The sequence below is a fragment of the Brassicibacter thermophilus genome (assembly GCF_055378355.1).
The window spans coordinates 1,938,770-1,958,699 of the sequence record NZ_AP042446.1; the positions used below are offsets into that span (position 1 = coordinate 1,938,770).

At 28.7% G+C, this 19,930-nt stretch carries 20 protein-coding genes, 1 tRNA gene and 1 other annotated feature; of the genes, 4 read left to right on the plus strand and 17 right to left on the minus strand.

Annotated features, from left to right (window positions below; genetic code table 11):
- Window positions 1-56 precede the first annotated feature (56 nt).
- Entirely contained in the window at window positions 57-443 is a 387-nt protein-coding gene (locus ACZ41D_RS09235; RefSeq protein ID WP_464151151.1) for a hypothetical protein, read from the minus strand.
- 232 nt (window positions 444-675) lie between these two features.
- Between ACZ41D_RS09235 and ACZ41D_RS09240 the strand changes: the two genes are divergently transcribed.
- Complete coding sequence (locus ACZ41D_RS09240) at window positions 676-2,157, plus strand: ISLre2 family transposase (RefSeq protein WP_464150702.1); 1,482 nt, start codon at window positions 676-678, stop codon at window positions 2,155-2,157.
- A 404-nt stretch (window positions 2,158-2,561) separates the two neighbouring features.
- Window positions 2,562-2,638 (plus strand) — tRNA-Pro (locus ACZ41D_RS09245).
- Between the two features lie 31 nt (window positions 2,639-2,669).
- On the opposite strand, the gene spoIVA is transcribed toward ACZ41D_RS09245, so the two are convergent.
- The 9 genes from spoIVA to glyA form a co-directional block, all read right to left on the minus strand.
- Window positions 2,670-4,148, minus strand: coding sequence for a stage IV sporulation protein A (spoIVA, locus tag ACZ41D_RS09250; RefSeq protein ID WP_464151152.1), 1,479 nt, complete (start codon window positions 4,146-4,148; stop codon window positions 2,670-2,672).
- 182 nt (window positions 4,149-4,330) lie between these two features.
- A complete protein-coding gene (locus ACZ41D_RS09255; RefSeq protein WP_464151153.1) occupies window positions 4,331-5,353 on the minus strand; it encodes an NAD(P)H-dependent glycerol-3-phosphate dehydrogenase in 1,023 nt (340 codons plus the stop codon).
- An 18-nt stretch (window positions 5,354-5,371) separates the two neighbouring features.
- Complete coding sequence (gene plsY, locus ACZ41D_RS09260; RefSeq protein ID WP_464151154.1) at window positions 5,372-5,968, minus strand: glycerol-3-phosphate 1-O-acyltransferase PlsY; 597 nt, start codon at window positions 5,966-5,968, stop codon at window positions 5,372-5,374.
- Window positions 5,969-5,970: 2 nt separating this feature from the next.
- On the minus strand, window positions 5,971-7,287 hold the full coding sequence (gene der, locus ACZ41D_RS09265) for a ribosome biogenesis GTPase Der (RefSeq protein ID WP_464151155.1): 1,317 nt from the start codon (window positions 7,285-7,287) through the stop codon (window positions 5,971-5,973).
- 4 nt (window positions 7,288-7,291) lie between these two features.
- Window positions 7,292-8,629, minus strand: coding sequence for a DUF512 domain-containing protein (locus ACZ41D_RS09270; protein WP_464151156.1), 1,338 nt, complete (start codon window positions 8,627-8,629; stop codon window positions 7,292-7,294).
- Window positions 8,630-8,941: 312 nt separating this feature from the next.
- Entirely contained in the window at window positions 8,942-9,136 is a 195-nt protein-coding gene (locus tag ACZ41D_RS09275; RefSeq protein ID WP_464151157.1) for a capping complex subunit for YIEGIA, read from the minus strand.
- A gap of 11 nt (window positions 9,137-9,147) precedes the next feature.
- Complete coding sequence (locus ACZ41D_RS09280; RefSeq protein ID WP_464151158.1) at window positions 9,148-10,065, minus strand: YIEGIA family protein; 918 nt, start codon at window positions 10,063-10,065, stop codon at window positions 9,148-9,150.
- 26 nt (window positions 10,066-10,091) lie between these two features.
- On the minus strand, window positions 10,092-10,727 hold the full coding sequence (locus ACZ41D_RS09285) for a hypothetical protein (RefSeq protein ID WP_464151159.1): 636 nt from the start codon (window positions 10,725-10,727) through the stop codon (window positions 10,092-10,094).
- A 229-nt stretch (window positions 10,728-10,956) separates the two neighbouring features.
- On the minus strand, window positions 10,957-12,189 hold the full coding sequence (gene glyA / locus ACZ41D_RS09290; RefSeq protein WP_464151160.1) for a serine hydroxymethyltransferase: 1,233 nt from the start codon (window positions 12,187-12,189) through the stop codon (window positions 10,957-10,959).
- Between the two features lie 327 nt (window positions 12,190-12,516).
- Between glyA and ACZ41D_RS09295 the strand changes: the two genes are divergently transcribed.
- Together ACZ41D_RS09295 and ACZ41D_RS09300 are read left to right on the plus strand one after the other, a co-directional pair.
- Window positions 12,517-13,293 (plus strand): threonine/serine exporter family protein, encoded by a 777-nt coding sequence (locus ACZ41D_RS09295; protein WP_464151161.1) that lies wholly within the window; start codon window positions 12,517-12,519, stop codon window positions 13,291-13,293.
- Window positions 13,294-13,298: 5 nt separating this feature from the next.
- A complete protein-coding gene (locus ACZ41D_RS09300; RefSeq protein ID WP_464151162.1) occupies window positions 13,299-13,727 on the plus strand; it encodes a threonine/serine exporter family protein in 429 nt (142 codons plus the stop codon).
- An 8-nt stretch (window positions 13,728-13,735) separates the two neighbouring features.
- Here the strand turns inward: ACZ41D_RS09300 and ACZ41D_RS09305 are convergent, their stop codons facing one another.
- The 7 genes from ACZ41D_RS09305 to ACZ41D_RS09335 form a co-directional block, all read right to left on the minus strand.
- Complete coding sequence (locus ACZ41D_RS09305; RefSeq protein WP_464151163.1) at window positions 13,736-14,002, minus strand: metal-sensitive transcriptional regulator; 267 nt, start codon at window positions 14,000-14,002, stop codon at window positions 13,736-13,738.
- Between the two features lie 104 nt (window positions 14,003-14,106).
- The gene (locus tag ACZ41D_RS09310; RefSeq protein WP_464151164.1) at window positions 14,107-14,538 is read right to left on the minus strand and encodes a SoxR reducing system RseC family protein; all 432 of its coding nucleotides are present in this window, start codon (window positions 14,536-14,538) and stop codon (window positions 14,107-14,109) included.
- A gap of 7 nt (window positions 14,539-14,545) precedes the next feature.
- Window positions 14,546-15,277 carry a tRNA threonylcarbamoyladenosine dehydratase gene (locus tag ACZ41D_RS09315; RefSeq protein ID WP_464151165.1) on the minus strand — a complete coding sequence of 244 codons (732 nt, stop codon included), beginning with the start codon at window positions 15,275-15,277 and terminating at the stop codon, window positions 14,546-14,548.
- A 122-nt stretch (window positions 15,278-15,399) separates the two neighbouring features.
- Window positions 15,400-17,178, minus strand: a complete 1,779-nt coding sequence (gene aspS, locus ACZ41D_RS09320) for an aspartate--tRNA ligase (protein WP_464151166.1) — start codon at window positions 17,176-17,178, stop codon at window positions 15,400-15,402.
- A 63-nt stretch (window positions 17,179-17,241) separates the two neighbouring features.
- Window positions 17,242-17,452, minus strand: a binding site (T-box leader).
- Window positions 17,453-17,488: 36 nt separating this feature from the next.
- Window positions 17,489-18,982: a coproporphyrinogen dehydrogenase HemZ gene (hemZ, locus tag ACZ41D_RS09325; protein ID WP_464151167.1), complete on the minus strand. Its 1,494-nt coding sequence runs from the start codon at window positions 18,980-18,982 to the stop codon at window positions 17,489-17,491.
- A gap of 20 nt (window positions 18,983-19,002) precedes the next feature.
- On the minus strand, window positions 19,003-19,185 hold the full coding sequence (locus ACZ41D_RS09330) for a hypothetical protein (RefSeq protein WP_464151168.1): 183 nt from the start codon (window positions 19,183-19,185) through the stop codon (window positions 19,003-19,005).
- A 117-nt stretch (window positions 19,186-19,302) separates the two neighbouring features.
- Window positions 19,303-19,923, minus strand: coding sequence for an MBL fold metallo-hydrolase (locus ACZ41D_RS09335; protein ID WP_464151169.1), 621 nt, complete (start codon window positions 19,921-19,923; stop codon window positions 19,303-19,305).
- Window positions 19,924-19,930: the final 7 nt, after the last annotated feature.

Below are 19,930 nucleotides of genomic sequence, written 5' to 3' on the forward strand. Positions count from 1 at the left end.
ACTGATTTCCTCCATATATTTTTATTTTAAACGTTAAAATATATGTCTACATATGTCTATCGAGAAAACTTAAAAAATTTTCCATACTTGCTGATTATTTTTAATTCCTTAATTTTATCAACCTTAAACCGTTTAATTTCATCTTTGTAAGTAACTAATAATATAGAATTATCCCTCTTTACAGCACCAATTATTATACCCGCAATTTTTTTATTATTACTAAATATAACTTTTATTTCATCACCAGATTTTACTCGAAATTCACCTATTAAAAATTCCTTTACATCTGTCTCATCTATATGTTCTTGAGTTACAGATTTTTTATCTATAATAATCATATTGTTTTTTAAAGCTATTTTTTCTTTAATAACAGCAAATATATACCCCGCAATACTAGTTACAAATAAAAGAACTAATATAGTCCTTATATAAAATAAAATCATAATATCACAACCTTATACAATTTTATAACTTTAAGTATATCATATACATATAATTTATATCAAATAATAAAAATGAACACCAGAATATTAAGATTTGTTGATTAAGTCTTAGAGTATAATTTTAGTAGGCAAAAACAACAAAAATGAAAAAGATGCCCGAAAGCACCTTTAACATATATGAATCATCCAATATAATAGTAATTAATAAGAAAACTATAAAAGGGATGATTACATGTATAATATAAGTTTAGATGAAAAAGAAATTAATTTCAAGAACTTAGAGAAAATTATATATAAGCTTGTATGCCGACAGGCATGTGAAATGCTCGTAGAGCTATTAGAAAAATTAGATAATAAATTAATGAAAGAAAGAGATAAAGAAGAATATAGAAATAAAGGATTAAAGAAAACTACCATAAAAACAATAATGGGCGAAATTGAATATAAACGTAGAATATATCAATATACTACACAAGAGGGTAAAAGAGGTTACAAATGCCTTTTAGATGAATACTTAAAAATGGAAACCATAGGACATATATCTACAAATCTAGTAGAAAAAATAGTAGATCTAGCAACAGATGAATCATATAGAAAAACAGCAAATAAAATAACAGAAATGACAAACCAAAGTATAAGTCATTCAGCAGCTTGGAACATAATACAAAACTTAGGAGAACAACTAAAACAAAAAGAAAAACACGAAATAAAATTAAACAACGAAGAAAAATTACAAGGCAAAAAAGAAACAAAAATATTGTTTGAAGAAATGGATGGAGTGTGGATAAATATCCAAGGTAAAGATAAAAAGACTAAGGGAAAAGAGAAAAAAGAACTAAAATTAGGAATTTTTTATGAAGGCTGGGAGAAGAAGCATGAGAAAAAAGATAGATATGTACTAAAGAACAAAAAAGCATATGCAAGCTTTGGAAGTAGTAAAGAATTTAGAAAACTAAGACAAGCCAAAATAGCGAAACAATATAATACTGACGAAATAGAAACAAAAATAGTAAATGGAGATGGAGCAAACTGGATAAAAGAAGTTATAAAAGAAGACAATTCACACTTTCAATTAGATCCATTTCATAGAAATCAAGCAGTACTTAAGAACATAGAAGATAAGAAAAAGGCAAAAGAAATAATAAAGAAACTAAGCAATGGTAACATAGAAGAAGGATTAGAAATGATAACAAAACTAATGATAGAAAACAATGATAATCAAAAGAAAATGAAGAAATTACAGGCACTATATAATTACCTAGTAAACAACAAAGAAGGGATAGTGCTCTACAAACTTCGCCCAGACATAAATATGCCGCAACCACCAGAAGGAATTAAATATAGAAATCTAGGAACAATGGAACATAGCATATGTGATATATTAGCACAAAGGATGAAAGGGAATAAAACAAGTTGGTCAATACAAGGAGCCAGTAACTTAGCCAAGATACTAGCAGAAAAAGCAAGCAAAGAATTAGCAACAACAATAAAATCACTACTGAACAAAGAAATAAAAGAAGAAAAGCTTGAAGAAATAATAGAAAAAGTAGGATTAACAGCAGCAGAAGTAAATAAAAAGCCAAAGAAAAGCAAGATATACAAACACAAAAGAGCAAGCATGCCATTTAGTCAATGTTCAGTAACTAACGGAAGAAAAGCCATAAAGGACATGTTAGGTTGCAAATGTGCAAGTCAAATGAACCTAAGTTTTTAATATCTAATATATTATATAACTTAAAAGAATAAGCTAACATACGATACCTATGCTCTAATATAAGCCTAAAAAAATACAACATAATAGAGCATTAATACTGATGAATAAATAGAATTAGACCTAAAAATAGGGCTCTCAGACTTATTGTTATTCTATAATCATAAGTCTAGTATTATAGAATAACAATTTTGAAATCATTGTAAAGTATATGTAAATTTATTTTTAAAATTGTAGAAAGTATAAATAGAATACTCTTGCCCTATCGGGCATAAAAACATAATTAAAACAGCAAAATTGGATGATTAAATTTAAAAATAATAATTTTGCCAACTTTTACTTGACAGTATCTGATTAAGTTTGCTTCTTTACAAAAAAAACAATATCATGTATAATGATATTGTTATCGGGATGTGGCGCAGCATGGTAGCGCACAAGTCTGGGGGACTTGGGGTCGCTGGTTCAAATCCAGTCATCCCGACCATAAAAATAAGAAGGAAAAATCCTTCTTATTTTTATATTATTATGCAAATTAATCCCCCACTTCCGTCATCTACAATTTTCTGAAGAGTTCTTTGCATTTTGATTCTAGCATCTTCTGGCATCATATTTAGTTTGCTTTGAAGTTGTTCTTTTACTAAATCATATAAAGATTTCCCAAATAAATTAGACTCCCATATTTTCTTAGGGTCACTTTCGAATTCACTTAAAAAATAATTCAATAGCTCTTCACTCTGTTTCTCCGTACCAATTAAAGGTGAAACTTCTGTTGTTATATCTGCCCTAATCATATGCAGACTAGGAGCTTTTGCGCGCAACTTTACTCCAAATTGGTTACCCTGTTTAAACACTTCAGGTTCTTCAAGCTCCATTTCTTCTAAACTCGGTTGTACAATACCATATCCTATATTTCTAGCATCCTTTAGTGCTACCTCTAATTTATCATACTCTTTCTTGCACTTAGACAATTTTGAAATTAGACTTAAAATTTGATGTTCTCCTCGTATTGTATACCCGGTTAGTTCTTTTAATACATTATAAAATAGTGTATTGTCAATTTGTATGTCTATATTAATAACCCCTTCTCCAAGCTTTATTTCAGAAATTTTAGCAATATTAATTATATCTAAATCTCTAAGATTTGCTACTGCTGTATCTATTTCCCTTAATTTGTAAATATTCTTAATTATTTCTTTAAGTGACCCTAAAATTTTATCTTTAATCCAATTACCCTTTGGAAGTCCCTCTACCCAACCTGGAAGGTTTATATTTATTTCTTTTATTGGGAATTCAAGTAATATCTTTTCAAGCATACTATTAATATCCTGAATATTCATATTTAAACAATCAATTGCAATTACTGGAACAGCATATTTTTCTTCTAAACTTTCTCTCAAAGCAATAGTACTGTCTAGATTTGGGTGAGTTGAATTTAATAAAACAATAAATGGTTTTCCAATTTCCTTTAGTTCACTTATTACCCTTTCTTCAGCACTTATATAACTAGAACGTTCAATGCTTGTTATTGATCCATCTGTAGTAACCACTATTCCAATTGTCGAATGGTCCGTTATAACCTTTTTTGTCCCTATTTCCGCCGCTTCTTCAAATGGTATTTCTTTTTCGTACCATGGAGTTGTAACCATTCTTGGTACATTTTCTTCTTCGTGCCCCAAAGCTCCACTTACCAAATATCCAACGCAATCTACCATCCTAACTCTAAATTTAATATTTTCTTTTAAAGTCAATTCTATTGCTTCATTGGGAACAAACTTTGGTTCAGTAGTCATTATTGTTTTTCCTGAACCACTTAATGGTAATTCGTCTGTTGCTCTTTCTTTTTTATATCTATTTTCGATATTAGGTAAAACTAATAAATCCATAAATCTTTTAATAAAGGTTGACTTTCCTGTTCTTACAGGGCCTACTACTCCTATGTATATATCGCCATCTGTTCGTTCTGCTATGTCTTTGTATATATCAAACTTATCCATTCTTCTTTTTCCCTCCTTTATTAATGATGGATAATTTTATAGCCAAATTATTTTATTTATATACTTAACAATATATATATATGAGGAACTGTAAATATTATGACATGCTCATAAAAAAATTAAGGAATTAAAAAAGGTATTTTAGTAAATACCTTTTTTAATTCCTTTTTCAACTAAAAACTTTAACAATTACGGTCATTTATAATATCTTCCATTTCATATTTCTTATCTCTTAGCATTAAATTTATCACAGATGTTTTTACGTCTGAACCTTCATACAACACCCTATATATTTCTTCTGTAATTGGCATTTTTACTTTATATTTTTTAGAAAGCATATAAGCAGAATTAGTAGTTTTAATTCCTTCTACAACCATTCCTATTTTCTTTATGGAATCCTCTACTGAATACCCCTTCCCAATTAAAATGCCTGCTCTCCGATTTCTACTATGCATACTTGTACAAGTTACTATTAAATCCCCTATACCAGATAATCCTGCAAAAGTTGATTCTTTCGCCCCCATCTTTATTCCTAGCCTTGTTATCTCAATTATACCTCTATTCATTAAAGCAGCTTTAGTATTATCTCCATAGCCTAATCCATCCGAAATACCTGCCCCTAAAGCTATTACATTTTTCAACGAACCTCCAAGTTCAACACCAACAATATCAGGGTTAGTATATACCCTAAATTTTGGAGACATAAAAATATCCTGTACAAACTGGGCTATTTCTTTTTCTTGAGATGACACTACCACAGTTGTAGGCATATCCCTAGCAACTTCTTCAGCATGAGAAGGCCCAGACAACACAGCATATTTAGCAATTGGAATCTCTTGCTTAACTATTTCAGATATTCTAAGGTAAGTACCTTCTTCTAAGCCCTTAGCTAGATTTACTATAACTTGGTTAGGCTTCACTATATCCTTAATTTTTCTTAATGTATCCCTAACTGCATGTGACGGTACAGCTAAAACAATAATATCATTATGAAATACTATCTTGCTTAGTTTATTAGTTATATTTACACTAGATGGTATAATTACTCCAGGAAGATAGTTTACATTTTCTCTTGAAAATTGCATTTTCTCCATTTGAATATTATTTCTTACATAAAGCTCAACATCAAATCCTTTTTTAGATAATAATATTGCAATTGCTGTTCCCCAACTACCTGCTCCAATTACCCCTATCTTTTTATTCATAAAATATTTCCCCTTTCACTATACTCTTTCTCCTATTTTATGCTCTGTGCCATTTATTAATCGAACAATATTACTTTTATGTCTATAAATAGCCATTACTGTTAATATCAGAGTAAAAATGAAAAAGTGGATGTTAAAAGGTTTATTAATTAAAACTCCTACTATAGGAAGAAAAGTAACAGATAAAATAGAAGCTAATGAAACATATTTTGTCTTAAAAACAACTATTATACCAACAAATATACAAATAATTGCAGTAACATAATTAACGGTTAACATAACCCCAATTGTTGAAGCCATGCCTTTACCACCCCTAAAATTCAATACTATTGGCCAATTGTGTCCAACAATCACACTTATTCCAGCCAATAGCTCACCATCAAAACCCATTATTTTGCTACCAATGATTACTGCTAAGGTTCCTTTCAGAGCGTCAACTAAAAAAGTTATCGCAGCAAATTTTGGACCAAAAACTCTAAGGGCATTGGTTGCTCCAGCATTACCACTTCCGTAGTTTCTAATATCCTTATTTCTAAATAATTTACCTAAAACATAAGATGTAGAAAAATTACCTATAAAATAAGAAATAATTATAACTAGTATAGCAAATTTCAAATCTAGTCCCCCTTTTCTCGAAATTCAAATTGTATAGGAGTACCTTCAAATCCAAAATACTGTCTGATTTTGTTTTCTAAATATCTCGAATAAGAAAAGTGCATTAATTCTTTATCGTTAATAAAAATTGCAAATTTAGGAGGTTTTACACTTACCTGAGTAGCATAATAAATTTTCAATCTTTTTCCTTTATCAGATGGTGGCTGGTTCATTAAAACAGCTTCATTTATCACATCATTAAGAACACCTGTTTTTATCCTAAATGTATAATTATTATTAACAGTTTGAATTAAACTAAATAATTTATTTACCCTCTTACCAGTTTTAGCTGATAGAAAAATAATTGGTGAATATAACATAAAAGATAAGGTTTCTCTTATTTCTCTTTCATATTTTAAATACGTTTTATCTTCCTTTTCAACAATATCCCATTTATTTACAACAATTATAGAAGCTTTTCCATTATCATGAGCATACCCTGCTATTTTGGAATCCTGTTCAGATATACCTTCTGTACCGTCAATTACCATAAGACACACATCAGCCCTTTCAATCGCAGCAAGAGACCTTATTACACTATATCTTTCTACACCTGGATTCACTTTTTTCTTCTTTCGCATGCCAGCAGTATCTATGAATATATATCTTTTACCTTCATATGAAAATTCAGTATCTATCGCATCTCTTGTAGTCCCTGGTATATCACTTACTATTACTCTTTCTTCGCCTAATATTCTATTTATAAGTGATGATTTTCCAACATTAGGTTTTCCAATAACCGCAACCTTAATGGCATCATCATCATATTTGGTGTCTTTATTTTCAGGAAATTTAGCTATAACACGGTCCAATAAATCTCCTAAACCTAAAGCTTGCGCAGCTGAAATAGCTATCGGTTCTCCTAATCCTAGTTCATAAAATTCATATATAGTATCTGGTACATTTCTAGTATCAATTTTATTACAAACTAAAATAATATTATTATTCGACTTCCTTAACATATCTGCTATTTCTCTATCAGCAGATGTAATACCTTCAATCCCATCAACAAGGAACAATATAACATCTGCTGTTTCAATAGCTATCTCTGCTTGCCTTCTCATTTGAGACAAAATAATATCATTACTATTTGGTTCAATACCACCAGTATCAATTATAGTAAAGTATTTATCTAACCATTCACCCTCTGCATATATTCTATCTCTGGTTACACCCGGATTATCCTCTATTATTGATATCCTTTTTCCAGCTATTCTGTTAAAAAGAGTAGATTTCCCTACATTTGGTCTTCCCACTATTGCAACTATTGGTCTAACCATATATCTATTCACCTCTTTTATTACAAAATATATTTAAAAAATCATTACCATTAACTTTTGATACTATAACCTTTGTATCCAATTCATTTTCTACTTGTTCAACTGTAACATCATCTAAAAATATCTTTTCATCCCTTTTTAACATACACTCAGGTATTATTATATCATTTTTTACATTAAGCTGCTTAAGTTGATTAATTAAATCCCTGCCAGTTATCAATCCAGATACAGTAATTTTTTCTCCAAAAAATTCATTGTTTATGGCTACAACATTAATTTTTAAACCTTTTGATTTGTTTGTGATTTTTTTGCAAATATTTTTCATATAATCATATGCTAATACTCCAGTTGCAACTGTATATTTATTGTTATTCTCTATTTCCTTTATAGTTTTTATTGAATTTGAAATTTCCTCTTCAAAATTTCTCATTAAGCCAACACCATTTTCCAACTGAGGAAACCCTTCATAGTATTCAAGTGATGGTATATTTCTTTTTGCTAAAACAAAAAATTCATCAGATGGAAAAACTAAACGTGTTCCTAATGAATGTAAAAATTTATCCTGTATACTTGTAATAAGAGTAAGAAGTTTATTAGCACTTTCATAATCATATGTTTTTATATCAGCTAACCCCTCTCTGTATTTCGTCAAACCAACAGGAACTATAGCAATACTCTTTACTTGAGGATAAAGCTTCTGTAAATCATTTAAAGTTCTAATGAGTTCTTCTCCATCGTTGATAGTAGGAACTAATACAATCTGGCAGTTCATCTGTATACCAGCATCACTAAATTTCTTTATTATACTATATATTTTACCTGCATTTTTATTATTTAACATCTTTATTCTCAGTTCTGGATTAGTTGTATGCACTGAAATATTGATAGGACTCAATCTATATTTAATTATTTTTTGGATATCATTTTCGCTCATATTAGTCAAAGTAATAAAATTCCCTTGTAAAAATGAAAGTCTAGAGTCATCATCTTTAAAATACAAAGTTTTTCTCATGTTTTTAGGTAATTGATCTATAAAGCAAAATATACACTTATTTCTACAACTTTTAGCTTTATCTATTAATGGATTAGAAAATATAATTCCTAAATCTTCATCATAATTTTTTTCTATCTCAAAATCCCATATTTCGCCATTCTTTTTTTGAATTGTCACAACGATGTAATCACCTGATATTAGATATTTATAATCTATAATATCTTTGACCTCATTATTATCTATTGCTAAAAGTATATCACCTTTTTCAATTCCTAATTCTTCAGCAATAGAATTTTTTTCAATTCTTTCAATAATATTTTTATTTTCGCTATAACTTTTTATTTCCATTATATCTCCTTCCATGTTATTCCTGATCAATATTTATACACTATTCATTCTACATTAATTTTTATATCTTTACAAACACTATTTATTATATTTTAATACATAGTATCTTAAATATTGAAACAAGTTTAATTCTTCTAACTTTCAACTTATAAATTTAGAAAAATTTTATGGTTACTTTAATAAGGACTTTACGCGATTACTGCGTGATAACAAGATACAAGATAAAAGTACTTTTTAGTGTAACTTTATTTAATTAATAAAAGTGGCTATTAATCTACTGGTGATAATATGATTAATAGCCAAAAAACTTTCTTAATGACGCACTATAATATAGCAACCATTTTCTAAGTCATGTATCATCCCCAAAGTAACCTTAGATATCAATAAAGCAATCTTTTCCTTTTCTTCATCATTTTTAGCAATAAAAGTCGGTACATTTCCTCCTGAAACAACGTTTTTGTCTGTAGTTACTATTGCAATTATAGTTTCCTTTATACCTACATCCATTTTTATCACTCCTAATCTGCAGCTTTTTTCCCAGCATAAGAGCTTAGAGGCTTTCGTTTTGAACTTTCTAAAACAATCGTTCTTTTTACTGCCTCTACTAAACTATCTACATCTGGCTCCATAGCTACAATAGCCATAACTATTTTTCCATTATGAGGATCTCGCCTCGCCAAAGGTGTAAAATCAGGCTCATCAACATCTTTACGAATACCTAACTGTATAGCTGCATTATGCTGTATAGCCTGTCTTTGTCCTAAATTTGCAAGGGTTGCTACTGCATTTTCATCCTTTGGAATAATCTCTACTGCTATTCCATGTTCTAAATATATTGATTGAGATGATTTAAGTCCAACATTCATTATTGAAACATCATTTACCTTTAGTATTGTACCATCAAAGGATATTTTAGCTGGGTATACATCAGCAATATCTTTTACAACTTGCCTAGATATAGCGATATTAAAAAAAGTTATTATTATAATAGATGTTACAACCCCTCCAATTATAATGTACTGTTTAGAAAAACCTGACTTAAACAACACATATAAAACTATACTTACAATTATTGATGTAAGCATAGTAATATAGTTTCTCGCCTCAAAAGCCTTAGCTATATCCTCTATATAGGCTGTACCTCTTGCTACAAGCTCTGTACTTTCTATATTGTCGAGACTTTGCCTTTCTAAGTTTCTTACATCTCTAAACTGTTGTGCAGCTAAAGCTAAAAATGTAACAGCAGTATATTCTTTTTCTAAAAGAGCAGGGACAGATACAGAACCTAACGCTGCAGCTATAATTCCAAGAGTTAAATGTGATAGCACACCTTGAGGGTAACTTGGATATTGTCTGTAATCTACTCTAAGCATTGATACTCTTGCTATCAAACCTGAAATTAATGAAAAAATTACAATATATTCATAATCAACCATCTAAACACCTACTTTAAATACAACATTTATTTTACTTTCTTATCATTTAACAGAAGATTTAGTAGATCTTTTTCGTCATTATTTTTAGTATAATCAAAAGAATCATTTTTTTCCTTTTTTTTATAGTTTTGTATATAGCTAATTATTGTTACACATACTGATATACTGATTATTATGCTAAATAAGTTCTGTCCAGCTAATATTAACATACTATTTGATTTTTTAAATTCAAAATAAGAATTGGTATATTCAAATAATAAAACTCCACATATACTTCCTATAAAACCATGTATATTAGGTTTATTTAGGAAAAATATCATTAAACTAATAATTAATCCATAAAAAATATATTTATCTATAAAAAATATTTTAAAATTATATGGTAATAACATTTCACCTATAAAAATAGCTAGAAATGTTATAAAAGATATAATTAAACTCTCAATTTTATATAAATTAGATGTTTTATCGAAAAAAAAATAACGTATTACTATTAATACGAGAATTAAACTATATGTCCCTAAAAAAATTTTCCCACAAATAGTCATAAAAGGAGTAAAAGCTTTCGCCGTTATTATAGATAAAAATATTAGTAATTCATTTCTTTTCTTCTCTATAATTAAAATAAATATTATAATAATTGAAAATAAATATATCAGCACATAAAACTTTCCCCTTTCACAACTTTTTTGCTTAGTAATTGTAAAATAATAATTATTATTTAATCTTCTAAAATTCTATTTATTATAGATTGCCCTTTTAGGAAAAAAGTATACAAAAAAGCATAGCAAATATTATAATGTGCTTGCTATGCTTTACCAATACCATATTATTAATTATTTAATTTATCTAATAAAACACATAAAAATCTTTATTAACCTTATATAGCTCTTATTCATATAGAGGAAATCTTTTGCATAGTTCCAATACTCTATCCTTAATAATTTCTCTGTTATTGCTTTCATCTAATGCTAATTCCATAATTTCAGCTATTTCCAGCATCTCATTTTCCTTCATACCCCTTGTAGTTACAGCAGGTGTACCTATTCTCAGTCCACTTGTAACAAATGGGCTTTCAGGATCATTTGGAATAGTGTTCTTATTAGTAGTGATACCGATTTCATCAAGTAAAGCTTCTGCTTTTTTCCCTGTTAATCCTTTATTCCTTAAATCTATTAAAATTAAATGATTGTCTGTTCCTCCTGAAACTAATCTAAAACCTTTATTAATCAATGCTTCAGATAAAGCTTTTGCATTTTTTAATATTTGTTTTTGATAAATTTTAAAATTATCCTCCAGAGCTTCTTTAAATGAAACCGCTTTCGCAGCAATTACATGCATTAAAGGCCCACCTTGTATACCAGGAAAAATTGCTTTATCAATAATCTTTGCATATTCTTTTTTGCATAAAATTATTCCACCTCTTGGACCTCTAAGAGTTTTATGTGTAGTACTAGTTACAAAGTCAGCATATGGTACTGGACTAGGATGTAAACCTGCAGCAACTAAACCAGCTATATGTGCCATATCAACCATTAAATATGCTCCAACAGCATCTGCTATTTCTCTAAATTTCTTAAAATCTATTATTCTTGGATAAGCACTTGCACCAGCAACAATCATCTTAGGTTTTTCTTTTTTTGCTATGCTCATTACTTCATCATAATCAATCATCTCTGTTTTACTATTTACTCCATATGGTACAAAGTTAAAATAAGTACCAGATATATTTACAGGACTTCCGTGAGTTAAATGCCCACCTTGAGATAGATTCATGCCCAAAACCTTATCTCCTGGTTTTAAAACAGCAAAGTATACAGCTAAATTTGCATTTGAACCAGAATGAGGCTGCACATTTGCATGCTCAGCGCCAAATATCTTTTTTAATCTATCTCTAGCAATATCTTCAACAACATCTACGTACTTACATCCTCCATAGTATCTTTTGCCAGGATATCCTTCTGCGTATTTATTAGTTAATTGACTGCCCATTGCTTCCATTACCTGTTTACTCACAAAGTTTTCAGATGCAATTAACTCAATTTTACTTCTTTGTCTATCAATTTCATTATTAATAGCACCCATAATTTCTTCATCAAAATTACAGAGATTCTCAAAATTCATCATATTTTCTCCTTTCAAAATGTTATTTATAGATTTGCAAAGCTCTTTTCGTAAAATTAATAAAATTTTATACAAAACTTTAATTCCCTCAGTATATACTAAATATATGCTATCCAAAATCATTATTTTTACTCTATCATATATTCTAACATAATAAATAAAAAAGAATAAAATGATAATATTTTAATATTATCATTTAAATAGTATAATATTTTAATACCATATTTATTATATAAATTAGTCACAGTTTTTACAAGTAAATATTTACTATATTTTTCCCTTGTGCTATACTTATTATCTAGAATAATCAAAAAGATAGGTGTTATTATGAATAATAAAAATGAAGTAAAAAATTTGTTAATTATGGCTACTTTAGCTGGTAAAATTATGTTAAAAAATGGTGCAGAAACATATAGAGTAGAAGATACTGTTATCAGGATATGTAAAGCTAGAAAAAATGTTAAATACGTCCAAGCTTTTGTTACGCCTACAGGAATAATAATATCTTTAGAATACGAAAATGATATAATTTCATATGTCCAACGAATAAAATCTATAAAAATAGATTTAAATAAAATAGCGTTAGTAAATGATTTCTCAAGAAAATTTGTTAGCACTAAAATAAGTGTAGAAAAAGGAATAAAAATTCTAAATAAAATAGATCATTCTGAAAGCTACTCTAATCTTATAACACTTATTTTTGGTAGCTTTGGAGGAGCTTTTTTCTCATTATTATTTGGTGGTTGTTTTGTTGACTTTATTTGTGCATTTTTAGTTAGTATTGCAGTAATTCAAATAACTAGGTGGATAAGTAAATTAGATTTGACCTTTTTCCTTAATAATTTTCTTGGTTCAGCAGTAGCTACAATACTATCAATATTTTTCACTAGAATAGGTTTTGGAATTAATATGGATAAAATTATTATTGGTTCAATTATGACTCTTGTACCTGGAGTAGCAATTACTAATGCAATTAGAGACTCCATTTCTGGTGAATTTATATCTGGTCTTTCTAGAGGCATGGAAACATTAGTTATAGCATTATCTATTGCATTTGGCGTGGGAATTACTTTAAAATTCTATTTTTCACTTTTAGGAGGTTAATTTAAATGGTATACTCCAAACAAATTATATATTCTTTTTTATCTACAATTGGGTTTGCTGTATTATTTAATATACCAAAAGGATCAATATTAATGTCAGGCATAAATGGTGCAGCAGGTTGGGCAATATATATGATAATTAATAATATTTATTCTTCACCTGTGGCTGCAACATTTTTAGCTGCTATAACAGTAGGTTTAATTGGTGAAATACTTGCTAAACATTTTAAAAAGCCAGCAACTGTATTTATAATACCAGGAATAGTCCCTCTAGTTCCTGGTGCTGGTACCTATTACACTATGCTGGCTATAGTTGAAAAAAACTTTTTAGAAGCTGCAAATATAGGAACTGAAACATTATTTATAGCTGGTTCAATTGCAAGTGGAATTATTATATCTTCATCTTTGATAAAAGTCCTAAAAAAACAAAGATAATGATTTAATTATTTTGTATATTTTACCATTATATCTATCAAATCATCTAAAACATCTTCGTCATGTTCCTCAATATATGATTTTAGACATTCTTTCATGTGATTTTCTAATATTATTCCGCCAACCTTATTTAAAGCAGAGCGAGCAGCTGTTATTTGTACTAACACATCTCCACAAAACTTATCTTCTTCTATCATTCTTTGTATACCTTTAATTTGACCTTCTATTCTTTTTAATCTATTTAATACTGCGTCCTTTTTTTCATAAATTTCCAATGCATTCCCTCCTTATATATATAATTAATCAATTAAATATTAGCTAATTTTTTAGTTTGTAGTTATTTAATGATAACCCGTAAACAATTCTATTATTGATAATTTTAATGCTCAGAAATGATTTTTTTCATATGAAATGTAAGATAATTGCGTTTTTTCATTTTGTTATCTATTCTTTTCAAAATAAAAAAAGATAACACTAAAAAAATTAATCCAATCAAAAACCCAAACATTTCTCCATTAGTATTAGAAATGTTACTGAAAATTTTAGTACCAGCTATTATCCCTATAACCATATTAATTAGAGGTATAACATAAACGATAAAAGCAGAAAAAATAATCTTATTAGTTTTAACAGATATTTCGACATAATCGCCTTTCTTAGCATTTAAAGTATTTTTTATGGAAATTTTCATACTTGGAGCACTGCAACTACCTCCACAAGAGCTGCAATTGCCACCACATGCTGAAACTCTTTTCACTTCTACTTCTGCTACATTCCCTTTTATTTCTGTTATATATCCTAATTGATACAATTTATGTTCACCTCCTAAAATATAATTTATTAGTCATTAAAATATCCTTGACAACCTCCGAAGCTATTATCAATCCAACAACAGATGGCACATAAGCAACACTACCAGGCACTAATTTTCTATTATTAGAGTCATTATAACATTTATTTGTTTTTATAGGTTTTTCTGTGGAAAAAACCACTTTTAAATCTTTAATATTTCTCTTTCTTAATTCTCTTCTCATTACCTTTGCTAAAGGACAAACTGATGTTTCATATATATCTGCTACTTTAAAAAGAGTAGGATCTAATTTATTTCCAGCACCCATACTGCTGATAATAGGTATATTTTTATTCTTGCATTGTTCTATCAAGTCAAGTTTGCATGATACCATATCTATGCAATCAATTACATACGTGTAATCTTGCGATAACAACTCTTTTGATGTTTCAAGATTAAACATTTTTTTTATTGCTAATACATTGGCATCAGGATTAATAGAAAGCATTCTCTCTTTCATTACCGCAACTTTTGGTTGCCCTATAGTTTTAGTAGTAGCATGTATCTGCCTATTTATATTTGTTATATCTACATCATCTTTATCAACTAATACAAAACTTCCAACCCCGCTTCTTATCAATCCTTCTGCTACAAAAGAACCTACCCCTCCAACCCCAAAAATAGCTATCTTGCATTTTTTTAGTACTTTAAGTCCACTTTCACCCAACAACATTTCAGTTCTACTAAACTTTAAATCCATTTTTATTACTCCTTTTTTGGTAACCCTTTTTATATTAATTATGGAATTTTCTCAATTACGAAGTTTTACTTAATTCATTGTGCTATAGGGCACACCAATTTAGGTGCGCCCAATAATTATCCTTAACTATCTTTTACAGATATATGAACATCTGATAACTGATTAGGTGAAACATCGCTAGGTGCTCCAGTTAATAAGCAAGTTGCACTCTGAGTCTTAGGAAATGCTATTACGTCCCTAATGTTGTCACTATCAGTCAAAAGCATTACTAATCTATCAAACCCATATGCTATTCCACCATGTGGTGGAGTACCATATTTAAAAGCTTCTAAAAGAAAGCCAAATTTATTCCAAGCTTCTTCCATAGAAAATCCTAATACTGAAAACATTCTTTCTTGCAAATGTGAATTATTTATTCTTATACTTCCGCCACCTATCTCATCACCATTAATAACTATATCATAGGCCTTAGCCCTTACCTTTTCTGGTTCTGTTTCTAATATATCTAAATCTTCCTCCATAGGATGTGTAAATGGATGGTGTTTAGCTACAAATCTTTTTTCTTCTTCATTATATTCAAACATAGGAAACTCAGTAATCCAAACAAGTTTATATTCGTCTTTATTGATTATATCCAATTTTTTCGCTATTTCAACCCTTAAAGCACCAAGTGAATCAAGAACCACAGATTGTTTGTCAGCTACAAATAATAGTAAATCACCTGGATTACCTTCCATTCTTTTGATAATATCTTCAATTGTTTTTTTATTTAAAAACTTTTCTATAGGAGATAAAATACCGTCTTCTTGAATCTTAATCCAAGCTAAACCTTTTGCTTTATAAGTTTTAACAAACTTTTCAAGTTTAGATATCTCTTTTCTAGAAAATGCATCTGCAAAACCATTAATATTTATACCTCTTACTTCTCCACCGTTTTTTATTGTTTCACTAAAAATCTTAAAATCAGAATTAGCAACTATATCAGAAATATTTCTTAATTCAAATCCGAATCTTAAATCAGGTTTGTCAGACCCAAATCTTTCCATTGCCTCCTTATAAGTCATTCGCTTAATAGGAAGATTTAACTCTATACCTTTAATTTCTTTAAATATTTTGTATAACAACTTTTCATTCAACTCTATTATATCATTTATATCAACAAAAGACATCTCAATATCAACCTGAGTAAATTCAGGCTGTCTATTTGCTCTTAAGTCTTCATCTCTAAAACACTTAACTATTTGGTAATATCTATCCATCCCAGAAATCATTAACAATTGTTTTAAAAGCTGAGGAGATTGAGGTAATGCATAAAATTTTCCTGGATTTATCCTACTAGGTACTAGATAATCTCTTGCTCCTTCAGGCGTAGGCTTAGTTAACACTGGAGTTTCTATTTCAATAAATCTGTTATTGTCAAGAAAATCTCTAATTACTCTAGCAGTTTTGTGCCTTACTTTAAGATTTCTTTGCATAGACGGTTTTCTTAAATCCAAATACCTATATTTTAATCGCATATCTTCTGATACATCATCACCATCTTTAATATATATAGGTGGTGTATCAGCTTCGTCTAATATTTTTAATTCATTAGCAAAAACTTCTATCTCCCCTGTAGGTAATTCTTTGTTTATAGATTGTCTTCTCATCACATTACCTTTTACTGCAATAACATATTCACTTCTTATTTTATCAGCTTTATAAAAAGCGTCTTTAGATATATTCTCATCAAAAACTACCTGTACTATACCAGTCGTATCTCTAAGGTCAACAAAAATTAGTCCTCCAAGATTCCTTCTTTTTTGAACCCATCCCATTAGTACCACGTCTTGCCCAATATTTTTAATATTTAATTCACCACACATATGACTTCTTCTTAATTTTCCCATTGCTTCACCCATATAAATTACCTCCACATTTTTATAATAAATAATAAAAACCTCAACATCACTGTCTTATAAATAGACAGGGACGAGAGGTTTAAATTCCCGCGGTGCCACCCTTTTTGGATAAAATCCCACTTAATTACCATTAACGCTGGTAAGCGGACAAACCTACTAAATTTCAGCATGTCTACTCCAAGGTGTCTTCGTTAATCATGAGTATCGGATTTCCACCAACACCGACTCTCTATTACCCAATAATTTAACTACTATTCCTCTTCATTGTATTTTATTTATGAATATATTGCTTCATATTATAAAATAACTATTAATATCTGTCAATAGAGGTTAAGTGTTTTTTCTTTCTATTTACCATTTCTGTTACTCTTTTAATATATTCTGTAAGGCTTTTTACATTAGGAACTCGTTCTATTCTATCTTCATCCGGATAAAATATCTTCGATATAGCCCCTGCCCCTAGAGCAATTATTGTTTCTTTTTCCTCCATAATTTCCATATTATATATAGATTCTTTACCTTCTTTAGAGTATCCAATATTTTCAAAATTACCTAAAATATGTTTTTGTCTGTACAAGTAATAAGGATTTAAGTTCATCTCTCTAGTATACTTTTCTGCTAAGCTGAGCATCTTTGATACTGTTTCTTGAGAACTCAATTTAAATTTATTTATATTTTCCTTTAATTTAGAAGCTTTTTTTATAGTCATAGTATGGACAGTTAAATTATCAGGATCTAACTTTTTTATTTGGTCCAATGTATTTTTAAATTCTGTTACAGTTTCTTGAGGTAGACCTGCAATTATATCCATATTTATAACAGGAAACCCAATTTTTCTTGCTAGATAATATGAATCAATAATATCTTGTGGCGAATGACTCCTCCCAATTAAATCTAAAGTTTTTTGATTCATAGTTTGTGGGTTTATACTTATTCTGTCAACTTTATTTGATTTCAGCATATTAAGCATATCCTCTTTTATAGTATCTGGCCTTCCAGCCTCAACTGTAAATTCTCTTACTTCTTTTCTAGGAAAAAATTCATTTATCTTACTTATTATTTTATGCAAATTATCTATAGGAATAGATGTAGGAGTACCTCCACCAATATACACAGTATCAATCTTCATATTCGAAGTAAGTTTGACCACTTCTTCTAATTCAAATAATAATTTATCAGTATATTCATCTACTAAGTGGTTATATTTCATTAAAGAATTAGATGGAAAAGAGCAATATATACATCTAGTAGGACAAAACGGTATACTAATATATAAACTAAATTTTTTTGAATCAAGAGGATATATTTTTTTCCTTTCCCTTTTTGCAATATCTAAAACTAACATAGAGTTTTTTAAGTCAACCTTATACACATTTCTAAAGACAGAAATTATATCTTTATCATTATACCCTTTATCAAGTAATTTATGTACAATTTTAGTAGGCCTAATTCCAGTAAGAATTCCCCATGGTGCTCTAGTATTAGTTAATGGTTTAATTGCTTCAAAAGCACTTTGCTTTATGCCATATTTTATCTTCTTATTTATGTCATTCTCTTTAATATCAATTTTATTAACATCCTCTATTTCATATTTACTAATTATTTCACTATTCTTTAATATATTTGTTATAACTCTATACAGTCCATTTGTTTCCTCTAATATACTTTCAATGAAAAGGCTTTGATCAAAATTCAAAGCCTTTTCATCTAAATCAAAACATATATCATTATCTGAATAAAAAAGTCTTAAAAGCTCATAAATTTCATATTGGTAATTATGCCCTATCAATTTTACGTATATCATAATATTCTCTCCACAATATATTAAATATTTTTTCTTATATCGTTTAACAAAGTTTCTATATGCTGTTTAGGAATATTTAATTCTTTAGAGATTTCCTCATTACTTAATCCCATTTCACTTAACTCTAACAAATCATAAAATTCAGTATCTATAAATTTATCAAAATGAATTTGTCCATTATAACTTTTTTTTGATTTTCTCAAAATATTTCCCTCCCATTGACTTTTATATTAGTTTGCCAATAATCAATGAGAGTATTCTTATATATTATTTAATTTGACAAGTTAATATTTTAATTTTAGGAATTATTTTTAGCTGCTTTATTTAATAAATTGATTTGTCAACTTCTCAATTCCAATTTTTGTAGCTGGTCCATGACCAGGAAACAATTTTGTGTCATTATCAAAAATTAATAATTTATTATTTATTGATTGAATTATTTTTTCAAAAGATCCGCCTTCTAGATCAGTTCTTCCAATAGACCCTTTAAATAAAGTGTCACCTGTCAAAATATTATCTTCAACCTTTAAACATATACTTCCTGGTGTATGTCCAGGTGTATGAATAACACTTACATTTAATTCACCAACATTGAATGTATCTTCATCATTAAGCAATTTATCAGGTTCAATCTCTACATTATCTATGCTCATTATACTAGATAAATTCTTATCTGAATCTAGCAGCATATATTTATCGTCTTTATGAACTAACACCATTGCTTTAGTAAATTCCTTTAACTCTTTTAATCCTCCAATATGGTCACCATGTGCGTGAGTTAACACTATATACTTAACTTTAAGTCCTAGTTCATTAATTTTTTTTAATATGTCATCTACATCTCCACCTGGATCTACAACCATAGCTTCTTTAGTTTTATCGCAACCAACAATATAACAATTAGCAGCATATACTCCTGCAACTAATCTTTCAAGAATCATAAAAATA